This is a genomic window from Zunongwangia sp. SCSIO 43204 (assembly GCF_019904275.1).
GTDB lineage: Bacteria > Bacteroidota > Bacteroidia > Flavobacteriales > Flavobacteriaceae > Zunongwangia > Zunongwangia mangrovi.
This window is the reverse complement of the sequence record NZ_CP063204.1, coordinates 646,136-670,113: the sequence shown is the minus strand read 5'-3', so window position 1 is coordinate 670,113 and position 23,978 is coordinate 646,136. Positions and strand designations below refer to the sequence as shown.

Sequence of the window (23,978 nt, the reverse complement as noted above, 5' to 3'; positions counted from 1 at the left end):
AGAATGCAGGTAAAAGCGGAGAAGATTCAACATCAGCTAAAAGCTGAACTTCAAAATATTCTATCTTATTGGAGGGAGTATAGTGTAGATAAAATGCATGGCGGGTTTGTGGGAAAAAGGGACCACTTCAATAATTTGATTGAAAAGTCAAATAAAGGTGTCATTCTAAATACACGATTATTATGGAGCTTTTCTGCAGCTTGTAATTTTAATAATGATCCTGAATTAAAAGTTCTGGCTGATCGTGCATACAATTACCTGGAAGCAAATTTTTATGATCCTTCTAATAAGGGGTTTTTCTGGGAATTAGATTATTTAGGAAATACCGTGAATACCCGAAAACAGGTCTATGCTCAGGCTTTTAGTATTTATTCTTATGCTGAATACTATAAGTTATCGAGAGAGGAAAAAGCCAAAGAAAAGGCATTGCAAACGTTTCGGTTTATTGAAAAACACGCGCGGGATTTAGTTGATAACGGTTACCTGGAAGCTTTTCAGGCAGATTGGAAACCTATAGAGGATATGCGACTTAGTGAGAAGGATCAAAATGCTCCAAAAACAATGAACACCCACTTGCATATTCTGGAAGCGTATACCACCTTATTGCAAATTACTGGTGATATAAAAGTTAAAGAAGCTTTAGAGAATTTGATAAACCTATTTTTATCAATTTTCTTAAATAATAAGACCGGCCATTTCGGATTGTTTTTCAATGAAAAATGGGCATTGCAAAATGCGGTAATTTCTTACGGTCACGATATTGAAGCTGCCTGGTTACTAATTGATGCTGCCAAAACAAGTGGTAATTCATTGTTGATCACTGAAACTACTGAGGCTGCAATTCTTGTAGCAGATACTTTTCTGAAAGAAGCTTATGTAAAAAACAAGGGTGTTATTAATGAAAAAAATGAAGAAACCGGGGAAACCGACTTAGACAGGCACTGGTGGCCACAAGTTGAAGCTATGTTGGGTTTACAATATGCTTTTAATATTTCGGGAGATAAAAAATACCAAGCTGCGATATTGGATATCTGGGATTTTACCCAAAACAACTTAATAGACAGGCAAAATGGCGAATGGTTTTTTAGAATAGACCAGGCCAATAAACCTTATATACAAGAAGATAAACTAAGCATGTGGAAAGCACCTTACCATAATTCTAGGGCGCTAATGATGCTTTTAAAAGAAAAAATATGAAAAAACTTAGCTATTTTTTATTGGTATTTGTGCTTTTAACAGCCTGTAGTAAGGATGATGAGATAATTAACGAACCAGACGAGGAACAGGGAAACCCTGAAGAAGAAATTCCGGAAGAACCTGAAGAAGAAACTCCAGAAACTTATGCTTTTGCGCCGGAAGAAACACTAAGCTATATGGTAGATGCATCGGCTACTGCTGAAACGGTTGCTTTATTTTATAACCTAAAATCGGTTTCAGATAATCATTTTATAGTAGGCCAGCAGGATGCATTCAGCTCGTTCTTTGATGGAAATGATGGTTTTTCTGATATGAAAAAAACTACACTAAGCGATCCTGGCTTGTTGGGGTCAGACTTTATGTTTATAACCGATGATCAAAACGATGGTACTGCACAGAACTGGTTTTATCAGCAGGAGCAACAAATTATAAATAATGCTTTACGCGCTTATAATAGCGGAATGATTAATGCTTTTACCTGGCATCTTCGGGAACCTTATGAGGGAGAGACCTTTTATTCCGATGAAATGACCGAATTTCAAAGGCAAAATGCTTTTAAAAGTATTCTTCCCGGTGGTGCAAATCACGACTACTATAAACAAAAACTGGACAAGGTTGCTGAAGTTTCTCTAAATATGATAGGAGAAGACGGTACGCTTTCTCCCATTATTTTCCGACCATTTCACGAGTTTGAAAAAGACTTTTTCTGGTGGGGGGCTGCTTACAGTACCCCAGAAGAATTTAAAACTGTATGGCGTTTTACGGTAGATTATTTAAAGAATGAAAAAAATGTTCATAATCTACTTTATGCATTTTCTCCCGATAATTCTTACTTAACCAAATCTGCTTACCTGGAGAGATACCCCGGCGATGAATATGTAGATATTTTGGGAATGGATAATTATGGCGATCTTATTGCCCAGGATGGTTCTGGTTTAAATGCTGCCAACCAAAAATTACAAGTAGTTTCAGATCTTGCCAAAGAGAGGGTAAAAGTAGCTGCCCTTACAGAAACGGGCTATTTTGTAACTCCTTCCCAAACCAGCCTTGCCGAGAAGTTTTATTCTGAAAACCTTTATGGGGTACTTACGAATAATGATGTGAATATTGGTTTTATGATGTTTTGGCAGAACTACGAAGATTCTTATACCGTACCGCTCCCGGGAATGGATGGCGAAGAAGATTTTGTAGACTTTGTAGCAAAGGATGAACCATTATTATTGAATGATATGCACGATTTCTACAGTCTTCCAAACTAATTTTGTGTTGTAAAACTTGAAGCTGGCAAGCCTGCTACGTTAAAAATATTGGAGCTTGCTGTATTCTGCCAGGAGTACCTTACAAAAACAGGGTTCTTAACTGCTTTGGCTTTTAAATGAATTATATTGTTTTTAATTTCCATTCTAGCAGGATAGAATTTTTTATCAGATCCGGCAATCTCAAACTGAGATTCGGGATTTTCCCGACCAATTTTTAAACCTTCTGAATACTTAAAATGTACTTTCACTATTTTTCCTTCAGTAGTTATATAATCAAACTGAGGGGCGTGGGCTTTAATCTTTTTTCCGTAAACTTCAGCTAAAGCCAGGTTGGCAAATCTTATTCCAGGTGTGAGTTTATCTTGAGGATGGATGTCGTGAATATTTCCTACATCACTGGTCATCACCATTCCTGTTTTTGATAATTTTAAAACCTTTCGTTGCGCGTCTCTTACCTTTACCCCCGCAAACCCCTCTCCATAATCATATGGAGCAATTTGAGCATAGTAGAAAGGAAGATCTTCTTCCCATTTGCTTCTCCAGATTTTAATCAAACTGGTAAAAATCTCTTCGTAATAATCAGCATTTATGGTATTAGATGCTCCCTGATACCAGAGTATTCCTTTAATTTTCATTGAACTTATGGGGTAAATCATAGCGTTGTATAAAAGAGCAGGTTTTATTGGTCCCCATTCATTTTCCTCTAGCATCTTAGCAGCCTTCTTTAAAGTATCATTCTTATAAAATAATTCTTCAGGCATCCACACCTCTGCCGGTGTACCTCCCCAACTGGCATTTATAACTCCAACGGGGACATCCAGCTCTTCCTGTAATTTCTTGGCAAAAAAATAGCCTATAGCGCTAAAGTATTTCATCGTTTCGGGTCTGCTTTCTACCCAGTTGCCCTCTAAATCTATTTGTGGCGTTTCGGCGGTTCTATGAGTAACGGTAAAAAACCGAATATTTTCGTTTGTCGAATTCCTAATAGCAGCTTCGGCATTGATTATCCCTGCTGAAGCACTCCATTCCATATTAGACTGCCCCGAAATTAGCCACAGTTCACCTAGTAAAAGGTTTTTTAAGTTTACCTGGTTGTAGCCTGTAATAGTTAATTGCTGGGGACCTTTTTTTGCGTTCGTTTGTATCTCTAAGCTCCACCTAGCATTTTTATCGGCTTTGGTGGTGTATATTTCATCACTCCAGGTAGAACTTATTTCTATTTCTTCCCCTGGTTTAGCCCAACCCCAAATGTTTACACTGGCCTCACGTTGCAATACCATATTATCTCCAAAAACACCTGGTAGACTAACATTTGCCAAAGCGGGTGCTTGAGACAGGAAATAAAGGCTAAAAAGGATTAATAATTTTTGCATTAATTATGACTTTAAAAGATTTCTAAAAAAGGGAATGAGTTGTTTTGCCATTGCTTCATGGTTTTCTATATCAGGGTGCCCTGTACAACCTCCTGGAGATATATTTTTAAACTGAAAAATTGTGATTTCCTTTTCTAAGAATTCATTTTTGATCTCCTTAAAAACATCAGAAAGGATAGATTTCTGTTCGGCGTTCAGCATGGGACTATCAAGTAAAGCAATTTTTACATTTGGGTATTTTGAAAAAAGCATTTCAACAAAGTCAATATAAGCAGTCGTAAATTTCTCCCGGTTAAATTCTGTACGCTTTTTCTCCCCATCTCCTAACGAAAAATCATTAGTTCCAAGGGCAATACTAATTACATCAGGAGCATTTTCAAAATTTGCTTTTTCCTTCGAGTCAGAATTTAAATAGAGATTCTCATACACATCAGGCATTACTGGCTGGTCCTCATCATTCCAGTTTCGGTACATCCCCATTCCCGAAACACAATTCAGTTTGAAATTGGTATTTAATGCACGAGCTACTCTTGGTCCGTAAGCCATATAGGCGTTATGCTGATCGAACCACTCTCCATTACCACAAGGAATTTCCCGAGTATCTGCACCCATTCCACACGTAATAGAGTTGCCAATAAATTCAATTTCGGGCCTTTTGGGAAGGTCTAATTTATCTATTTCAAACGCTTCAATTTTATTGACAATAATTGCGCCGGTAGAGGCTTCAGTAGCTTTAAATACGGAAATGGAATGAAAACTTGTCCTATCTGGTAAGGGAAACTTCAAGGGAAGACTTTTTTCCACCTTAAAACGGCCTTTATAATTATCATTAATTTCAAGATTAATATAAGCGTGATCTGTTTCAGTTAATTCAAAATCAACAATTAAAGTATCAGCCTTTGCTTTAAAATGAATAGCTGAAGCAGAATTAATCAAAATTAGGCTAGAATCATTTTTTACGGAAGTTCTGCCAGAAGTAGAAACTTTCTCAATGGAAGCATTATAGGAATTTCGGGATTTATCTTTTGATTTATTACAACTTGAAAGGCAAACAATTAAAACAAGAAAAAGCAGAAATCTATCCATAAAGGTTTTTAAAGCTAATTTAAAGCTTTTAACCAACAGTTATTTGTATGATTTTTTCAATAATTAATATCATTCTTACATTTATCAATGTTGAAAAGAATATTTGGTGCTTCTTGCCTTAAAGTTTGCAGTTTTATATGTTAATGATAGAGAAAATACTCCAAATTTTATTGGATTTAGAGTTGACTCAAAAAAATGTTTTCAAAACCTATTCAATTCTTCCTGGTACACATCCATTAGATTCGATGGTAAAGACTTCAGATAAATTTGGGTAGTATTCAATTTACTGTGTCCTAACATTTCAGATATTGCTATGAGTGGAATATTCTTCAACATAGCGTGAGTAGCGAAGCTATGTCTTGAAACATAAGAGGTTAGTTTTTCGTCAATGCCACAACGTTTTGCTAAACGTTTTAAACCATCATTGTAACGGTGGAGAGCGTCCTTAACATCTTTGTATTGTAATTCTACTTTTTCCCTTTTGATAATGGGTAAAATGAACTCATCCGAACTTTTATCTTTGGTATAAAAATTAAGAATTTCCTTTAAGGGTTCGGTTATCTTAATATCATAAAGTTTTGAAGTTTTCTTTCGCTGAAATCGAATACGTCCATTCCTAATGTTTTCTACTTTTAGAAATGCCATATCAATAAAAGACATTCCAAATAACATATAAGAAAGAATGAAGTAGTTGCGGTAGTGAACCATAAAGTCCGAAGGATCAATCTTCATCTCCAATATTTTCTTAACAGATTCCTGCTTTATGGCTCTTTTTGCAGTAGGCACTATTTTGATCTGATAATTGTAAAAAGGATATGCCTCCCGCTTTATAATTCCTGCTTTAATTCCCCTGTTAAATATGGCTTTCAGGGTGCGCATATAAGAAGCTACTCCATTTATGCTATTTCCGGGTTTTGATAGGTGATACCGTTCAAAATCGACTAGAAACTCATAGTTAACTTCATTAAATTTCACATCTCTCCCTTTAGTGAATTTTCTTAGGACGTTAATTAAATGCTGATAATTTTTTGCAGTTCCAAATCGATTAGTAGCTTTTAACTCAACCACTTTGGCTTCACCAAATTCATAGAAAGAATCGTACTTATTTTTACCTACAAGACGATTCTTTAATTGTTTAATGGATAGGAATTCTAGTTCTCCACTCTCACGTAGCTGATTTATTTTATCTTGATATTGGACTAATTCTTTAAGCAAAAGGTTGTTTAAATGAAAGAGTGCTTCGGTTCCTTTAAAGGACCCCTTGATTTTTTTCTTTCTATCGTCCCAGCATTCCTCCGGAATTGCTTGTCCAGTCGCTATTGACGTGGTTTTTTGGTAGTGACCAAGGCGAATTATAACCGGAAATTTGCCATCTTTCCGACTCCTTCTTTTGTCCAAACTGAGGGTTAAACTGGTCTGCATCAGGTAAATATACTAAAAAAATTTGCACATAATTTGCACATAATTCGATGAAATCACCTGATTTCATTTGATATCAAAATTTATTAAAATACTGATAATCAATAATATATGTGTTTGTTTGAACCGTTTGATTACCCCAAAAAAATTCTTATAATCAAGGGTCGTCCATGGTTCGAGAACATGTGTGACCTTTGGTAAATTAAGCCTTACAGCGATGTAAGGCTATTTAATTTCTTCTAGGGTGTAACATATGTACAACATGACACCTAGGTTTTATGGATTAACTTTCTATTAGCAAGTCAATCTTTCAAAGATAAAACTTAAACACTTTTATTGAACTCATTGAACAAATCTAAGAATTTGATTTGTTCAATGAGTTATTGAATCCAAGTAATTATTTTTTGATTTTTATTGAAGTCTAACTACTGGAACCTTGAAAAAGCAAAGCAAGACTGGCGTTTTGTAAAATTTTTTATGCGATCGAAGTAAAAAACAGAAGAAACTTATAAGCAATGTTGCCTAGTTAAACAAGTTTGATGCAAGTGGTGAGGAGATTGTTGTTTAAGTTATTCGGATCAAAAAAGTCAAATAAATCGCTTATTTTTGAGGTTAATCTAATCAGATGTAATTTTTACTTGTTAAAGTCATTCTAGTCTTACACTAATAATGGCAATTTCATATGGATGCATCAAGTCAGATTTATCTATATCAGGACCTATTGAAAATTGAAGACTCTCGGCATTCTTTAGGTTGAAATGCCCTTTTGTGTTTTCAAAATAATATGATAGAAATGACGGGTAAGGTCTTGGCAATGTGACTGTTTTGACCTTATTGAGGTTTTCGAGGTCTATACTGTATTCTAGTATTCCAGGTTTTAAAAGTATGGTTTTTCCAAAAGATGTTCCATCAGACATTACTAATGCAACCTGAAGCTTTTCTTCTTTATTAAGAATTGTGCGAGCGTTAATAATTAATTTTTGCTTTTTATTCAAAGCTTGTAATCTGCCCTTAGTTTTCTTTTGGAAGTTGTAGCGTAAAGAATAGTCATGAATAGGTACAGCATTTAAATTCTCATTATCTTTAGTAGTAATAGAATCCAATCTAATTTGAAACTCAGATTCATTCGCATTTTTAGTCGGTACTAATTTATTTCCGTATCTCCAGGATCTAACTAGATGATCGGAATCATTTTGCGCATTAAATAAATACAATGGATATTTTTCGGATACTATTCTGGTTCTGTAATCAGAGGTATCTGAAAAATTCCAATTATTAGGATTACCTTTCATATTCGCTGGGAATGTGTAATCTGAGACATTAGTTTTAACTATAATTTGATAGTTTAGAAAACCTTCATGTAAAAGCTTTTCCGGTACAGAAGCTACATATTGATAAGGTGCGGTACAGTTCATAACAACTAATTCTTGAGTATTTCCATTTCTTATTAGTACCTCTACTTGATCGATTTTAGCTTTTGAAATTATCTTTGCATTGATCTCGTGACTGGTCCGTTCTGAAATCTCTTTAATGGGTTCATGTACTACATACGTACTATCTAAGTTTGATTTAGGAGCTGAAAATTCTTCTAATCCAATATTTCTTAAATTAGAGGTATTCCCAGAAAAATCTCTACCCAATGCTGATATTAAATAGGTGCCAGGTTCGATTTTAAAAGAACCAGATGTAACTTGAGTGTAAAAATCGTTATTTGAATTTAAAGCCTTAATAGAGAATTTATTCATGTTGGGTAGGTCTAAGCTCATATTGCGAGTTTCCCAATTAATAACTGATATTTTTTTATCTAAACTATTTGTTCCAAATGGATTATTTATATTGAAAGAATCTGGCATAATTTCTAATCGCCAAATACCTTCTTCAAGTCGATCAATAAAATAAGCACCGGTTCCATCATATTTCACAACTTTGGAATTGCCATATCCAGCAATGTGCTTTAAGTCATTAAAAGATTTTGGTTTTATAGTATTATGGTTTGTATAAATAAATTCCTCTTCGTTGTTATAAACTCCTAGATCTTGCTTGTAACTTATGCTAAAGTCATCAAATTTTAAGTTGTCTGGATAACTTCCTTGATTTTGATTCATAGGAAGTTGGTGAAAAATTTTTGAACTAATCATTAAGGATAATGCTTTTTGGGGAGTATAGGCTAAATTCATATAGTGCGTATTATATTCCGTATTAGCATAAGCCATATAGGTTGGATCATAAGCAAATTGAGTTGCTAGTTGAATTCCAGCTTCACGAAGACTTCTAGCCATAACCGGATACATATATGATTTTAAAACATCAGCAGCATCAAATTCATATACGATTTTTGCCCCTCCGTTTTTCGTAATTATATCATTAAAAGGAATAGTGTATTTGTCAATATTAGGAAGAAGATTGCCTTCTAATTCTTTTTGAAATCCAAGACCGGTAGGATACCACTGAAATGTTCCACCATCAATATCAGCAGCAAAATAAGCTTTAGCTAAATGGGTACTATGACTTATGTTATAAAAGATAGGTTTTTTATAACCTGTACTTTTTATAGAAGTAACCATTTTTTTAATAAAGTTTGTAACTTCAGTAGCTGTTCCTTTATGATGAGGTTCATTACTTATTTCGATGGCAATTATATTAGGATCATTTTTATAGGCTATACCAGTATACTTATTTTTGTGATTTAAAAACTGCTGAAGATAATTTTCCTGAGCGCGGATAGCTAATAGATTGGTTAACGCCCCTTCTTTACCGTATCTATCAGAAAAACCAGGAGTATCTTCATTGGGTTCGGGCCAACCATTTCCCCAAAAAGCGATTGGAGTAATCACATAATTAATATTTCTCTTCTTAAGTTGAGAAAGCAAATAATCCAAAGCATCTAAATGCTCATTATTTTTCAATAAGTTACCTTCTTCGTCACTAATTTCGGTGTCCCATACATGTATTCTATACAGGTCAAAACCAAGTCTTGAAAAATGATAAACATCATTATCTATGGCATCCTTTATATTTATTCCAAGCTTTTTAGCAGTACGAAAAGCATGAGCAAAAGGAGTTGTATAATTTACACCAAAACCTTTTACTTCAGTTTCGGTATTTTTCCACCGTATAATTCCTTTTTTATCTACATAGCTTATACCGTGATTTTGGTTTTGGGCAAGCACGTTATTTGACACAACTATTATAAAAATAAAAGTGCGTAGTAGTAATTTCTTTAGTTTCATCATCACAGTATTTAACTGGTTTTCTCTCTTATTTTTCAGTTTCAACTTTTATTGTTTCTCCTTTCAGATCTTTGCTGCTTACTTTCAGTTTAATGTTTCCGGCTTCCATTCCAGATTTTAGGATGATCATTGCTTTTCCGTAGAATAAATCGACTTTATGATCCTGAAGTGGCTCAAAAGACTGTGGATCACCATTCCCGGCACCGGCCAGTTCTCCTTCTCCGCTGACTTCAATTTGTAAACTTTCATTGGCTAAAGGATCTAAATTTCCGTCTTTATCAAAAGCTTCTACCAACACATAAGAAAGGTCCATTCCGTTCGCTTTTATCGTTTTTCGATCTGCTGAAAGTTTGATTTTGGTCGCTTCAGAAGTTGTTTTTATAGTTTTTTCGCCCAATTTCTCGCCCTGTTTATAAGCAACCACTTTTACTTCTCCCGGTTGATAAACCACATCTTTCCACATTAAACGAAAACGCTCTGTGGAGTTTTTAGAAGATGGCGACTTACATTGTTTTCCCTGAGATTCACCATTGATAAAAAGTTCAGCACAATCGCCATTGGTATACACAAAAACCGGAACATTTTCGCCCTCTTTTCCTTTCCAGTTCCAATGCGGTAAAATATGAATCGTTTTTTCTTTGGGCTTCCAGTAGCTTTTATACAAAAAAAAGCGATCTTTTGGAATCCCCACAATATCCACGATCCCAAAATATGAACTTCGTGCAGCTTCTTTATCGCTCATTCCCATCGCTTTTACATTCTTATTAGTGTAGGGCGTTGGCTCGCCTAAATAATCAAAACCCGTCCAAACAAATTCACCCGCGATATAAGGCTCGTCCTGCTGCCACATAAAATCATCGTCGCCAATTTCTGCCCAATTTGGTGCATGAAAATCGTAAGAACTCACCTGAAGCGATTTGGTGAAGTCTGTTTTCTTTTCGGGTAACGGAAATTCATAAAATCCGCGTGTACTTACAGTAGAAGCAGATTCTGAAATAATGACCGATTTATTGGGCTCCATTTGGCGAGCCAGGCGATAACGTCTTCCGTAGTTCCAGCTATGTACATCATAAAAATCGAAATGTCGTAAAGCTGCATTATCCATCACGTCGTTTACCATCGTTACCGGGCGGGTATGATCGTATTTTCGTACATAATTCAGCATAGTGTGCAAACGCTTAAATCCGTTATTATAATTTGCCTGCACATCGTGCATCTCGTTCCCAACGCTCCAAATAAATACGGAAGGATGATTTCGATCTCGCATTACGAAATTGCGAATATTTCGTTCAGCAAAACTTTCAAAATTAGTGGTATCGACAATATCGGCTTTGCGATCGTATTTATCAAAAACCTCATTAAACATCAAAATCCCCATTTTATCGCACAATTCTAAAACCTCTGGAGCGGCCGTATTATGACTACTTCTAATGGCATTAACTCCCATAGATTTCATAATTTCTAACTGGCGTTCCATCGCTCTTGGATAAAATGCAGCACCAAGCGGACCGTGACCATGATGTAAATTCACGCCTTTTAGCTGCACTCTTCTTCCGTTTAATTGAAAACCATCATCTGGCGTAAATTGAATGCTTCTAATCCCAAAAGTAGTTTCAGCAACATCGATGATTTTTTCATCTGCACTAACTTCTGTAATGGCTTTATATAAATGCGGATGCTCGATATCCCAACGCATAGGATCGATTAGTTGTGCATTTACTTCAAAATAATTTTCTTCCCCGGCACGTAGATCGTGAGAAATACTATTGCTGGAAACCTCATTGCCTTCAGGATTTAAAATACGCTGAGTGACTGTGATCTCTTTTGCTTCGGAAGTTTCATTTTTTACCAAACTGGAAATTCGAACATCAGCATAATTTGGTTTTATAATTGGCGTGGTTACCTGTGTGCCCCAGATTTTTGTATGGATTGGCGCCATAGAAATTAAACTGACTTTTCTGTAAATTCCTGCCCCGGGATACCATCTGCTATCGTGCTTTCGAGTATCTACATGAACGGCAAGCACATTTTTAGCATTTTCAGAATAATCAAGTTTATCGGTAACATCAAGATAAAACGAATTGTAGCCATAATCCCATTGTCCGGCAAGCTCTCCGTTAATATAAACTTTAGGGAAGGCCATCACAGCATCGAATATCAAGAAAACCTTATTTCCTTTTTTTATTGCTGAAAGGTCTAAATCCCGGCGATACCAGGCTTGCCCTTTCCAGGGTAATTTCCCGGTATCTCCATCGCCATCATTTATAAAATCTTCTTCAACCGCCCAGTCGTGAGGAATACTTACATTTTCCCAAACTGAAGTATTTGCAGCAATTTCTTTTGCGCTAGAAGGATCTCCTTTCTTAAATTTCCAGTTATTTTGAAGAATTTCAGTGTAGCGTTGCTGGGCATAAGTATAATTCGATACAATTATTAAAAGTAGTAAAACTTTAAGGGATCCGTTTAATTTGAATACTTTACTCATTGAATTAAATGATTTCTAATTTTTCAATTGTTTTTTGAGGACTGATAAAACTGCATTCCTAATGTTACTTTATTTTCATGGTTGAAAAGTGTTGCATTATCCCAATGGGACCCGGTTCCCCATTTCGTATCGCAATTAGTTGACACCCATGCAGGTTCCCAGTATATCAATCCAGAACCACCAGCCATTTCTATTTTATTTTTTAGAGCATTAAGATATTCCAATTGGCCCTGTTCTGAAGCCGGATAACCTTCAATTAAAGCGTCACTTCCCAGAATATTATTGGCGCTATCGGTATCCTCCATTGAAAACGGATAGGCAGTCTCTACTACCATCAATTGCTTATTATAAGTATTGATAAGCGTCTCAAAGGCTGAAGAGACGTTGTTAAGATCGTAATCCGACCAGATCGGATAATAGGATAAGCCTATCCAGTCAAAATCAGTAACACCATTCTTAGTTGCCTGATCAAACCACCAAAGGGCATTTTCAGGTTGTGCGATATGAAGCATAATCTCAATACTTTTATTTTTTTCTTGTGCAATATCTCTCACAGCACTAATTCCAGCATTGATTAAGCTCGAATTTCTTTCCCAGTCAATAGGCCATTCTAAATCTCCTTTTTGAAGAATCATACCATTAATTTCATTGCCGACCTGAACAAGATCTGGAAGTAAATTTTCCTGTTCTAATTCTTCAAGTGTATGGTAAGTATAATCATACAATAAAGAGCGTAGAGTAGGGGTTTTATCTATAAAATCTTCCCAAGCAGCTGGTATTTCCTGTGTCTCTGGATCAGCCCAAGTGTCGGAGTAATGGAAATCTAAAAGAATTTTCATACCCTTATCTTTTGCTCTTTGAATAGTTTTTTTGACATCTTCCAAATTGGAATAATTTGTCCAAGTAGGACTATGCCAAAGTCGAACGCGAATGAGATTAGCTCCTGCATTTTTAAATATGCTATAAGGATCTTTAGCGACGCCTTCTTTGTTATAATAGGTAGCCCCACAATCCTCCATCTCATTAACATAAGAGAGATCAGCCCCATAATAAAAGCTTATTTCTTCGGTTTCCTCTTCATTCGGAACTTCTTCTGTAGGATCATCATCGGCTGTTGCTTCATTAGTAGTATTGTCTGATGAGCAGGAAATTGTAAATGTGAGAAAGAGTATAAAGCTATAAAGTTTCATAATGCTGGATTGAATTTTCAATAAATTGTTCTCTGTTGTTACCAATACTTCTCAATTTAATGTAATAGTCTTATCTAGACTGTTGATTGTAATTGTATAAGTTCCAGCGTTTCCTACGAAGCTGAAGTTTCCATCATCGTCTTCAGCCGAAACAATATTTTCATCGATAGTGTATTCTTGATCTTCGAAATATGAATAATTAAGACCACTGTCCCAGTTTCCAGTATCTGTAAAAAATCTAAATATCCCGTTAGTAAATGGGAGTGTTGCCGTTCTTATATAAGGAGAGGTTTCCCGAGCTTCTACAGCATTATCAAAACTCCAATTTCCCGGCACCGCATCACCTACGAGAATATATGACTTAGAATTTTCTAAGCTTATTGTTTTTTCATTATTATCAACCTTAAGGGTGTATATTCCTGGAGTTCCATTAAAATAAAAATTACTATCAGCATCCTCTGCGTTTTCAAGAAGTGGATCAATGGTGTAACCATCATCTTCAAAATATGGAAAGTTTAAACCTGATTCCCAATCACCTTCAGTCTCAAAGAATCGAAAAGTGTCATTTGTTAGTTCCAGACTTGCGGAATATATATTGTTATCACAGTTAAATATAATTGGAGAGCTCCATTCCCAACCCGCATTTACTGCAGCAGCTCCAACAATGTAAATAGGGTCGCACCCTGCTGTTTCAGGAGCGCGTTCAATCCATCTTATCGTAATGGGTTGAACTTCGGAAACTACATCGACACTATTGGCCGCTCCTGTTCCACTGTAAGCATGAACCTGAAAATAAACTTCTCCTGTATTGTTAGGTAAATTATCATCTCCGGTAGTTTCTGGATCATCATCTAGTCCCAATTCTTCAGCAAAACTTATTAGCTGTGCTATAGTAACTGATTGATTCGTAGAACTAGTTGTTCCAATTATTTCGGAAGTTGTGAAATCTGGATCAGTTGATGCTCTCAAATCATAACTTATATTTACAGGGGCATCGAAGTTGACTGAATTCCATAAGAACCGTTCTGCAATATTTGTTTCTGTTTCTTCTGAGAGTAAATATTCAGATTGAAATGAATTTTCAAAAGAAATACCTTCAGGATCTGGTTTCGCAGTAAAATTTAGACTGTCTTCTTCGCAGGAAATCAATCCCATAGAAACTGTTAAACTCAATAAATATGTAATTGCTCTTTTCATCTTTTAGAATTTAATTATTAATAACCTGGATTTTGGGTAAGGTTAGGATTTGCCGCTAAACTTGCACTAGGTATGGGGTATAATTTTCTGTAGTCTCCTATAGCAATACCCTTAGGAGCATTACCTTTCCATGACCAGTTGTATGTACCCCCTGAGTATTGACTAAAACGTATCAAATCCTGTCTACGGTGTCCCTCCCAGTATAATTCTACCATTCTTTCTTCAATCAAGAAATCTAAAGTAAGTTCTGATGGGCTTATTCTTAGTGGGTTATCAGCACGTGCTCTTAATTCATTTACATAAGCAACCGCATTTTGCAAGTTTCCACCTCCACCTCTCAAATGTGCTTCGGCATACATTAAATAAACATCTCCCAGTCTAAATAATGGAAAGTCAGTATCCACAATTTCTAAAGCGGAACCAGCTTCTCCAGTAGAAGTAAGATTAGACCATTTGGCTATAATATATCCAGTGTTACGCTGAGATATACTTGGAATATTGATACTTCGCTCCTCCGTAATCAGCGTATTGCGAGTGTCGTTATTGTAACTGCCGTTGAGCATAGTTTCGGAAAATTCCTGAGATACCCTAATAGCACCATTCCAACCGGGATTGACTCCAAAATCAGAGGCATTACTTTCAATTGAACCAACCTGTCCATTTATAACTACAGTTGTTGGGCCATAATTTTGAGTTGTTATTCCATCAGAAATAAAAGGAAAAATAATCTCATTTCTCGCTTCACTTCTATCGTTATCAGCCATAAAAAGTGTTAAATAATTAGGAGCCAATGTATATGGAGATTCAATGATATTGTTGCAATATTTTAAACAATCTGAGTAACGCTCTTCACCTGTATATACTTCGGAATTCAGATAAATCTTGGCTAAAACCATCCAGGCAGCTGCCTTATCTGCCCTGGCATATTCGTTTTGAAGAGGATCCTCCATTGCCGGAACAACCTCCAGAAGTTCGGATTCTATATAATTAAAAAGTTCGGTTCTGCCATACATGGGTGCTTGGTAGGCCCCGACCGGATCGTTTTCCGTTAAGTATGGAGCTTTACCAAAAAGTTCCATCATGTGGTAATATGCCAAGGCTCTTAAAAATCGCGCTTCCGCACGATAAGTTTCGATTTGCTCTTTTAATTGATTTTCAACACCTCTGGTTTCCAAAACCTCTGGTGATGTCTGTCTCAAATATTCGTTAGCAAAGGCAACGGAAGTCATAGTTCTTCCAAACATCCCTCGTAATACTACATTTTCGGATGTCCAAGTGTTTCTGTTGAGTTCTCTTAATCCAGGATCATTCTCCCATGACCAAATAGCTTCATCAGTGGAAAGTTCTTGTAAATTCCATAGGCCTCTACCATATTGGCTGGTTCCCGCATCTAAACCTGCTATATTTGAATTGTCAGCACCATTTGTACCAGTAAGACTCAAATTTGCATATACCCCGGCAAGCCCTTCTCTATAAGATTGGGCGTCGGAATAAAAATCCTCTGCCAGAAATGCATTCGGGTCTCCAGGTTCAACGTCTAGTTCTCCTGTGCATCCTATGAAAGTAATAAGGAATCCTAGGATACTTAATCTTGTTATTAATTTTGTAGTTATTTTCATAATTTTTATAATCTAATGTTTGCCCCAAGAATAAAGGTTCGAGATCGAGGGTATAATGTATTATCAATGCCATTTTCAAATACCTCTGGATCTAATCCTGAGTAATTTGTTATGATGAAAACATTTTGTACACCGGCGGAAATTCTAACAGAAGAATTGTCACTCCAGGCGTTTTCAAAAGTGTATCCTAATGATATGTTGTCCATTTTTAGAAATGAGGCTTCCTCTATGTAATGATCAGAAAGAATAACATCTTCTGTATTATTGAATCCAGTATTAAGGACTGAGGTTGGAAGATTCGATACAACGGCATTATTTTCTAAAAGGCTTAATTGTGCTCTAGAAGAATTTATGTTATTATAGTTATACTGCCCCAAATTAGCGCGAAGATTAAATGAAAAATCAAAACCTCGGTAATACATATTTGAAAGAAAACCCATAGTAACATCAGGTTGTCCGTTTTGAAAAATGTATCGGTCATTGTCATTTATTATATTATCACCATTTAAGTCGGCATAACCTCCCTCTATTGGACGTCCCTGCTCATTATAAACTTGTTTATAGACATAATAAGAGTATGGTGTATACCCAACGCGATGAATTTGAGCTGTATTTCCAGTTCCTCCACTTATCCCTCCTACAAGTTGATCTTGATTTAATGCAAGTGTTTTAATTTCAGTATCAATAAATGTCGTATTAAAATTTACGTTCCAGGAAAAGTGGTCCGAATTTCCTTGAAAAATATCCCCATTGATGGAAAACTCAAGTCCTTGGGATACAAAGTTACCAACGTTCTGAAACCCTGCATTGCTAAAATTTGAACCGTCTGATATGGCTACGTTGGCAAGAAGATCTTTTGATTTTTTATAGAAAGCTTCAATTGATCCTGAAAATCTATCCTCAAATAAACCATAGTCCAATCCAATATTATAGGTGGAAGTTTCTTCCCATTTAAGATTTTCATTACGGAATACTGGAATACCAATTGGAATTATTTCATCTCCAAATTGATATTGAGACGCAGGCAATCCTCTCGCATATCGCTGTAAAAAAAGGTCGGCATTATTCCGTCCTATGTCTTGTTGTCCGGTGACACCATAACCAGCTCTCAGTTTAAGCGTGGATAGGCTTTCAGACTGTGGAAAAAACTCTTCTTTTACTTTCCATGCAAAGGCTGCTGATGGAAAGTTTCCCCAACGATTTTTTTTACTAAATCGAGAGGTGCCATCGCGTCTTAAGGAAAGCGTGAGTAAATATTTATTTTTATAAGATAAATTCGTTCTAGCGAAAAAACCGACTAATACTAGGTCGGTATTTACGGTTAGTACTGGCTCAGTGTCTGGTTGATCATTCCGTAGCTCTCCTGAAACGTACTGATTACTTTCAAATTTTTGAAAGGAGTATCCTGCCGTTGCCTCCAAATCGAAATCTTCAAATTCTTTCTCGTACGCAAGATATCCATCAAAAAGTTTATTCATCTGATAATTTTCATAGTAGGATTCAGAACCCAAGAATTGACCATTTGGTTGAGTAATTGGGTTTTTATCTGATATTTCGACCGAACCATCAGATCGCTGCTCATCGTATCCTAAATTCACAACAGCACTTAAATCTGGAAAAAAATGAAATTGATAATCGAATTTGATATTTCCGAAGAAACGTTTCACTTCACTTTGATCATTTCTTTGCAGAATATTAGCTACAGGATTGAATGGGGCATCAGGAGTTAAATCCTCTATATTCAAAACGTTATCATCATTAATATTTGTGTATTGAAAAAATCCACCAAAAGGAGAATCAACATCGTAAACAGGTTGTGTGGGATCAAAGGTTATAGCATTCCCTTCTTCTCCAGGAGCAAACCTGTTTTTTTCATAAGTTCCATTAGCACTAAGGCTAATTTTTAGATGATTATCAAATAACTTTGGGTTAAGTGTCAATGAAACATTATTTCTTTCAAATTTGGAGGTTAGCCTTAGTCCCTCTTGTATTGTCCTTCCTAAAGAAAGTCGTGCTGGAGTGTTCTTAAAAATAGATCCCGACACTGAAAGATTCTGACTTGAATTAAGACTTGTTCTGTAAATCTCCTCTTGCCAATCAGTATTTCCATCACCTAATAATGATAAAAGATCTGGACGTTCTTCTGAAACTAACTCTCTAAATTCATCTGCTGTAAAAACATCCACTTTACGAGGAAGCGTATTTATTCCGAATTGTGTGTCAAAATTAACTCGAAATTGACTACCACCCTGTTTTGTAGTAATAATAATAACACCGTTAGATGCTCTGGAACCGTATATCGCGGTAGCTGAGGCATCCTTTAAAACTGAAAATGATTTTATATCATTTGGATTAATCGTGCTTAAGACAGATCTGGAGCCTCCTATAGTGTTATTGTCAACGGGGAGACCATTGATTACGATCAATGGATCATTAGAAGCCCCAAGAGAAGCACCTCCACGTATTCTAATGGTTGATCCAGATCCTGGTGCTCCACCAGTATTTATACTTAAACCTGCCACCCGACCGCTAAGTAAATTTTCGGGAGTAACGATATTTCCTTTGTTAAAATCTTTTTCACTTACTGAACTAACGGAACCAGTAGCATCTTTTACTGTTGTTGTTCCATAGCCGATAACTACTACCTCATCAAGTTTGCCGGAATCTTCTTTGAGTTGAACATCTATAGTAGTGCTTTCAACTGTCCTTTTCTCGGTAATAAACCCTAAAAAAGAAAAATTAAGTATTTCTCCTTGCTCAACTTCTATTTGGTAATTACCATCAAAATCTGTAATTGTACCATTTGTAGTTCCCTCTACGAATACATTCACTCCAGGTAAAGGAGCTCCTGTAGAAGTTTCAGTGACAACACCTTTTACAATGAGTCCCTGAGAAAATGACAGAAGTGGTAGGGAGAGTAAAAAAATTAGCCATACTGCGGACAGACGTGAGCTTATAATTAATTTGAGTATAGTTATATTCATATTTTTCGTATTGAATATTAATTAATATTTCCGTTGTAAATTATGATATTTCAATAATTGATAGTTTAAATCATGATTTTTTTATTAAATACAAATAAAACGTTTGCGTAAAAAGAGGAAGGGGGAAAAATCAATTAAATAAGGGGGGATTATTCATTTTTGTAGTAATAGCAGGACTTAACAGGGTATAATATAACTGTTAAAATGCAGAAGATTATTAATTAGAATAACTTGAAGGAGTAGAACCAAACTTCTTTTTAAAAAGTTTGCTAAAATATTTCCTATCGGAGTATCCGACATGATAGCATGCTTCACTTACTGAAAAGCCTTTTTTTGAAATTAAATCCTTTGCAGTTTTCAATTTGAAATCTTGAATAAATTCTATAAATGTCATTCCAGTTATAGATTTTATTTTCTTATACATTACCGAATGACTCATCCCTATTTCTTTGGATATAATTTCTGCATGCAAATTACCTTTACCAATATTTTTGTTAAGTATAGAATGAAGTTTAGTTAGAAATTCTTCATCTAATGAGTTGATCGCAAGGTCGGGTAAATGAATAGGGATTTCTGAACGAAACTTTTCTCGGAGTAAATTTCGTCTTTTCATTAGGTTTATAATCCTTAATTTAAGTATTTTTTCCGTGAATGGTTTTGTTATATAAATATCCGCACCTGTCTCATAGCCTTCCATTTGTTGGACAACAGTAGCTCTTGCAGTAAGTAAAATAATTGGGATATGACTAGTCTGAGATGAAGACTTCAGTAATTTTGTTAATTGCACTCCATCCATTATTGGCATCATGATATCACTGATTATTAAATCAATTTGATGTGCTTCAGTTTTTTCTATGGCTTCCTGGCCATGAGAGGCTAGAATTATAGTACAGTAGTTCTCTAAAATACTTTTAATATATTCGCTAACTTCAGGATTGTCCTCAACAATCAGAATACTTTCATTTTTTAAAATTTCTAAATCTAAATTATGACTATTAGTAAAAGTTTCGATTTTTTTACTTGATAGACTATATTCCTTTTTATTTATACCATTTATCAGAATTAGATCTTCACTAAAATGTTCTTTCCCTTTTTTGAGCTCTAAAATAAACGTGCTTCCTTTTCCTTTCTCGCTTTCAACCCAAAGTTTTCCTCCATGCAATTCCACAATTTCTTTTGAAATTGATAAACCTAAACCGAAGCCAGAATCCTGTAATTGCTTGGAACTATTGGTTTGATAAAATCGGTTAAATATTTTTGATTGCTGCTTCTTTGATATTCCTATACCGCTATCAGTAATTTTTAGCTGAACGAAATTTTCACAAATTTTATTAGAGATGTTAATGTTGCCGCCTAGTGGTGTAAACTTCAATGCATTTGAAAATAAATTATAAAGGACTTTTTCCATTTGATTTAAATCAAACCAAATCAATGCATTTTTTTGATCAGTATACCATTGAAAATTTATTTTCTTTTGAGTCGCATTCTCCGTAAAAGAAATAAAAATTTCTTCGCAGAAATCAATCCAATCTTCCTTTGTTACTTTTAACTTAACCGAATTAAGTTCTAGGTTTCTAGAATCTAATAATTCATCCACCAGTCTCAATAAATGGTTCGAATGTTTTTGAATAATTTTTATAGCATTGTAAGGTTTTTTATCAATAAATTGACCTTTTTCGATAAGACTAGTGATTCCTCCTAATATTAAAGTCACTGGAGTGCGTATTTCATGAGAAATATTAGTGAAAAATTGCTGTTTTAAAGTATAGATCTCTTTATCTTTTTCATGCGAAAATTTTTCCAACCGTAAATTTGCCTTCATCTGTTCCCAGGCAATGATGTATTTCCGAAATAAATAAAAAAGTATAAGAATGAGTATGGTGTAAATGCAAAGAGCCCACCACTGCATCCAAAAAGGCTTAAGTATTTCAAGCTCGATTGAGGTATAATCGTTTCCCCAATTACCCCAAACTTCTTTACTTTTTATTTTTAAGGTATATTCTCCCGGAGCGAGATTAGTAAATGTAGCGGTTCTATCTTTACCAATATTTCTCCAATTTTCATCGAAATTTTCTAACTTAATAGCATATTCGCAATTTTCAGAAAAAGGGAATTTTAAAGCAGCAAATTCGAATGTAATTACATCTGCATCATGTTCTAAAACTAACTTTTCTGTCCTTGATATAGCTTTACTTAAATTTTTATTTTCTTTAATAGAAACCTCTTCATTAAAAAGCTTAAAACTAGTCAATATTACTTTTGGAGTTTCACTATTATAACTTATAGTTGAAGGATCAAATCGAGCAACTCCTTTTATGCCGCCAAAATATAAGAGACCGTTTTCATCCTTAAATGCAGAATTTATATGAAATTCGTTTTCGAGATCTGGAAATCTCCTGAATTTTTTCTCTTTCTTACGATACTGCCAAATTCCCTGTTTTGTACTAAACCATATATCACCTTTATTATCCTCCAAAATTGCAGTTATTGTAGCGTACTTGAGCCTTTCCTCATTTGAGAACCTTTCAAATATTCCATCATTAGGGCTATATGAGTTAATTCCTGCCCCTGAAGTACCAATCCATAATCTACCTGAAGAATCAAGTAATATGGAAAATAATTTATTACTTGAAGGTGTATTGGAATTGTTTTCCTCGAATTTGAAATTTTTGAAAGTCTCTTTCTCAATGTTATACAGTCCCAAACCACCTCCAAAGGTTGCAATCCATAATTTTTGATCGTCTTTTTGTAGGGCAACTAAATTATTACTTAATAAAGATTTTCCAGCTGTGACTTTTTGAAAAAGGTTGTTTTTACTATCAAAATAATTTAGACCGCCGCCCCAAGTAGCGATCCATAAGTCACCATTCAATTCTGGAATAATGTAGCGTACATCATTATAGCTTAATGAGGTTTTGATTTTGGGATCATAAGTATATTTTTTAAAATCCTCATCTTTAATATCAAATTCAATCAAGCCATTTGAAAAAGTCCCAATCCATAACTTGCTACTATCTATCCCGCGAGTCATGTATTGTATATAATTTGCACCTATATAATTTTCCTCCTTGTTATAGTATTGAATTTTATTATTCGGAGTAGAATAGGATGTTAGTCCGTTTCCATCTAGGCCCATAAAAATTCGATTATTTGTAGCGTATATAGCTAATACTGGTAATGGATTACTTCCTTTTATATCACTATATAGCAATTCGTAATTTTTATCATTTTCTAAAATATTTATTCCATTCCACGCAGTACCAATCCAAAGATTGGAGTTCTTATCTTCCATTATATCATAGATAGCATTTCCGCTCAAGGATGAGCGTAGTTGGGAATTGGAGAGATAATTTTGAATCTTGTTTGAAGATTTATTAGATTCATTTACTTTATAAAGTCCATTACCATCGGTACCTAACCATAGTGTGCCTTTAGTGTCACGTTTAATCGCTCGAACGATGGATATTTCTTCATTTAATCTTATATCTTCAAAATAATTTGAAATTTTATTTTTATCAACGTCATAATATGATAACCCTTCACTAGTGCCTAAAAGTAGATGGTTATTGTGATCAGGGTAAATAGTGTATATAAAAGAAGAGGTTTCGGACTTAATTTTATCAAACTTTTGTGTTTCTAAATTAAACTTCATTAGGCCTCCTCCAAATGTGCCAATGTATAAATACTTTTTATTTAGTTGAGCTATACTGGTAACGCCATTAAGATTCAAACCGTTAATAGTGTCAATATCCTGGAAATTAATAAAATTATCAGCCTGTTCATCGTATAAGGAAAGGCCATTTTCTGTACCTAACCAAATTTGGTCCTCGTTGTCTTCGAATATGACGTTAATTTGATTGGAAATAATACTATTGGCCGAATCTGAAGATTTGAAACTTTCAAAGTCATCGAGGTCTTGATTATATAAATTGAGACCCCCACCCAAAGTAGCCACCCAAAGTCTGTTTTTACTGTCAAAAATGATATCTGAAATATCGTTAGAACTTATATTACTATTTCGTCTATTATATACTTTTGATGAAAATCCGTCATAACGGTTTAATCCATTTTGTGTACCTATCCAGACAAAGCCATGGGGATCACTTACAATACTGGTAACTCTGCCGTTTAATAATCCTTCTGAGTTATCGATTTTTTCAAAAATCGGATTTATTTGGCTATTTACTTCTGAAAGTGAAAAAAAACTAATTGTAAAAATTAATATTAATTTATAATACAGATTCATTCTGTTTTGTGAAATAATGTGCAATATGTTGCAACATTTAATTTTAAGGGGAAAATAACTTTTGGATTTGTCAATTATATTAAAATGAATGGAAATATAAATAATTATTTAGTATTTGTTGAATAGAATTCCTGGATATCGAGGCATAGATTCAAATTGGACCATTACCAAAAGACATGGAGCTCTAAAAAATCGGAGTAATTAATCATTTATATATTAAAAGTTAGATAATTCCAAGTTCATTCGTTTTTTCCTAATTCAGATCTAAAATCTTGTTGGATAATGACATTGAGTATATCTAATTAATATTAATTATTAAATGGCTTAATATAGAAGAATCATATCAACTGGACTTTTTTAATAAAGCATGTGTAGCAAAACTATGTCTGTAAATATAAGTATAGGGGGTAAAACAAATAGTACACAGTAACATTAATTATATTTTGGTCGAAAAAGCCCGTGTTTACAAGACATTAGGGCTTTTTTTGTGCATTTTGGTTAAATCAACGAATTGTACAAAAGGTTTAATTATACTTTAATTGTGGTTTAATCCAAATTGGCTATTAATAGCTAATATAGTCATTCCCTTTAATTACAGGTGTTTTAAGCGCATTATTTGAAGTTTAAACCCTTCTGTAGACACTTATTTTTAAGCGTGTATTATGTACCTCTTATACAATAGCGTTAGTAGGT

12 protein-coding genes are annotated in these 23,978 nt (G+C 34.7%); 2 read left to right on the top strand and 10 right to left on the bottom strand.

Annotation, left to right across the window (positions count from 1 at the left end; all coding sequences use genetic code 11):
• Window positions 1-3: 3 nt before the first annotated feature.
• Both INR75_RS03045 and INR75_RS03040 read left to right on the top strand, forming a co-directional pair.
• Window positions 4-1,197: an AGE family epimerase/isomerase gene (locus INR75_RS03045; RefSeq protein ID WP_223090713.1), complete on the top strand. Its 1,194-nt coding sequence runs from the start codon at window positions 4-6 to the stop codon at window positions 1,195-1,197.
• The gene (locus INR75_RS03040; RefSeq protein ID WP_057482368.1) at window positions 1,194-2,456 is read left to right on the top strand and encodes a glycoside hydrolase family 26 protein; all 1,263 of its coding nucleotides are present in this window, start codon (window positions 1,194-1,196) and stop codon (window positions 2,454-2,456) included. The genes INR75_RS03045 and INR75_RS03040 overlap by 4 nt, the downstream gene beginning before the upstream one ends.
• Here the strand turns inward: INR75_RS03040 and INR75_RS03035 are convergent.
• From INR75_RS03035 to INR75_RS02990, 10 genes are all read right to left on the bottom strand, one after another.
• On the bottom strand, window positions 2,453-3,829 hold the full coding sequence (locus INR75_RS03035) for a sialate O-acetylesterase (protein WP_223090712.1): 1,377 nt from the start codon (window positions 3,827-3,829) through the stop codon (window positions 2,453-2,455). The two genes, INR75_RS03040 and INR75_RS03035, sit on opposite strands and share 4 nt — an antisense overlap.
• 3 nt (window positions 3,830-3,832) lie before the next feature.
• The gene (locus INR75_RS03030) at window positions 3,833-4,915 is read right to left on the bottom strand and encodes an SGNH/GDSL hydrolase family protein (RefSeq protein ID WP_255584622.1); all 1,083 of its coding nucleotides are present in this window, start codon (window positions 4,913-4,915) and stop codon (window positions 3,833-3,835) included.
• 201 nt (window positions 4,916-5,116) lie between these two features.
• On the bottom strand, window positions 5,117-6,337 hold the full coding sequence (locus tag INR75_RS03025; protein WP_223090710.1) for a site-specific integrase: 1,221 nt from the start codon (window positions 6,335-6,337) through the stop codon (window positions 5,117-5,119).
• A 644-nt stretch (window positions 6,338-6,981) separates the two neighbouring features.
• Window positions 6,982-9,567, bottom strand: a complete 2,586-nt coding sequence (locus tag INR75_RS03020; protein WP_223090709.1) for a hypothetical protein — start codon at window positions 9,565-9,567, stop codon at window positions 6,982-6,984.
• A 25-nt stretch (window positions 9,568-9,592) separates the two neighbouring features.
• A complete protein-coding gene (locus INR75_RS03015; RefSeq protein ID WP_223090708.1) occupies window positions 9,593-12,049 on the bottom strand; it encodes a glycoside hydrolase family 2 TIM barrel-domain containing protein in 2,457 nt (818 codons plus the stop codon).
• Window positions 12,050-12,072: 23 nt separating this feature from the next.
• A complete protein-coding gene (locus INR75_RS03010) occupies window positions 12,073-13,239 on the bottom strand; it encodes a glycosyl hydrolase 53 family protein (protein WP_223090707.1) in 1,167 nt (388 codons plus the stop codon).
• Window positions 13,240-13,290: 51 nt separating this feature from the next.
• On the bottom strand, window positions 13,291-14,436 hold the full coding sequence (locus INR75_RS03005) for a SusF/SusE family outer membrane protein (RefSeq protein ID WP_223090706.1): 1,146 nt from the start codon (window positions 14,434-14,436) through the stop codon (window positions 13,291-13,293).
• Window positions 14,437-14,453: 17 nt separating this feature from the next.
• The gene (locus INR75_RS03000) at window positions 14,454-15,878 is read right to left on the bottom strand and encodes a RagB/SusD family nutrient uptake outer membrane protein (protein ID WP_255584621.1); all 1,425 of its coding nucleotides are present in this window, start codon (window positions 15,876-15,878) and stop codon (window positions 14,454-14,456) included.
• A gap of 182 nt (window positions 15,879-16,060) precedes the next feature.
• Entirely contained in the window at window positions 16,061-19,039 is a 2,979-nt protein-coding gene (locus INR75_RS02995; protein WP_223090704.1) for a SusC/RagA family TonB-linked outer membrane protein, read from the bottom strand.
• Window positions 19,040-19,256: 217 nt separating this feature from the next.
• A complete protein-coding gene (locus tag INR75_RS02990; protein WP_223090703.1) occupies window positions 19,257-23,285 on the bottom strand; it encodes a hybrid sensor histidine kinase/response regulator transcription factor in 4,029 nt (1,342 codons plus the stop codon).
• Window positions 23,286-23,978: the final 693 nt, after the last annotated feature.

Coding starts and splice junctions, on each gene's coding strand:
- INR75_RS02995 (WP_223090704.1), bottom strand. CDS start 19,039: ATGAATATAACTATACTCAAATTAATTATAAGCTCACGTCTGTCCGCA.
- INR75_RS03040 (WP_057482368.1), top strand. CDS start 1,194: ATGAAAAAACTTAGCTATTTTTTATTGGTATTTGTGCTTTTAACAGCC.
- INR75_RS03010 (WP_223090707.1), bottom strand. CDS start 13,239: ATGAAACTTTATAGCTTTATACTCTTTCTCACATTTACAATTTCCTGC.
- INR75_RS02990 (WP_223090703.1), bottom strand. CDS start 23,285: ATGAATCTGTATTATAAATTAATATTAATTTTTACAATTAGTTTTTTT.
- INR75_RS03045 (WP_223090713.1), top strand. CDS start 4: ATGCAGGTAAAAGCGGAGAAGATTCAACATCAGCTAAAAGCTGAACTT.
- INR75_RS03020 (WP_223090709.1), bottom strand. CDS start 9,567: ATGATGAAACTAAAGAAATTACTACTACGCACTTTTATTTTTATAATA.
- INR75_RS03005 (WP_223090706.1), bottom strand. CDS start 14,436: ATGAAAAGAGCAATTACATATTTATTGAGTTTAACAGTTTCTATGGGA.
- INR75_RS03015 (WP_223090708.1), bottom strand. CDS start 12,049: ATGAGTAAAGTATTCAAATTAAACGGATCCCTTAAAGTTTTACTACTT.
- INR75_RS03035 (WP_223090712.1), bottom strand. CDS start 3,829: ATGCAAAAATTATTAATCCTTTTTAGCCTTTATTTCCTGTCTCAAGCA.
- INR75_RS03030 (WP_255584622.1), bottom strand. CDS start 4,915: ATGGATAGATTTCTGCTTTTTCTTGTTTTAATTGTTTGCCTTTCAAGT.
- INR75_RS03025 (WP_223090710.1), bottom strand. CDS start 6,337: ATGCAGACCAGTTTAACCCTCAGTTTGGACAAAAGAAGGAGTCGGAAA.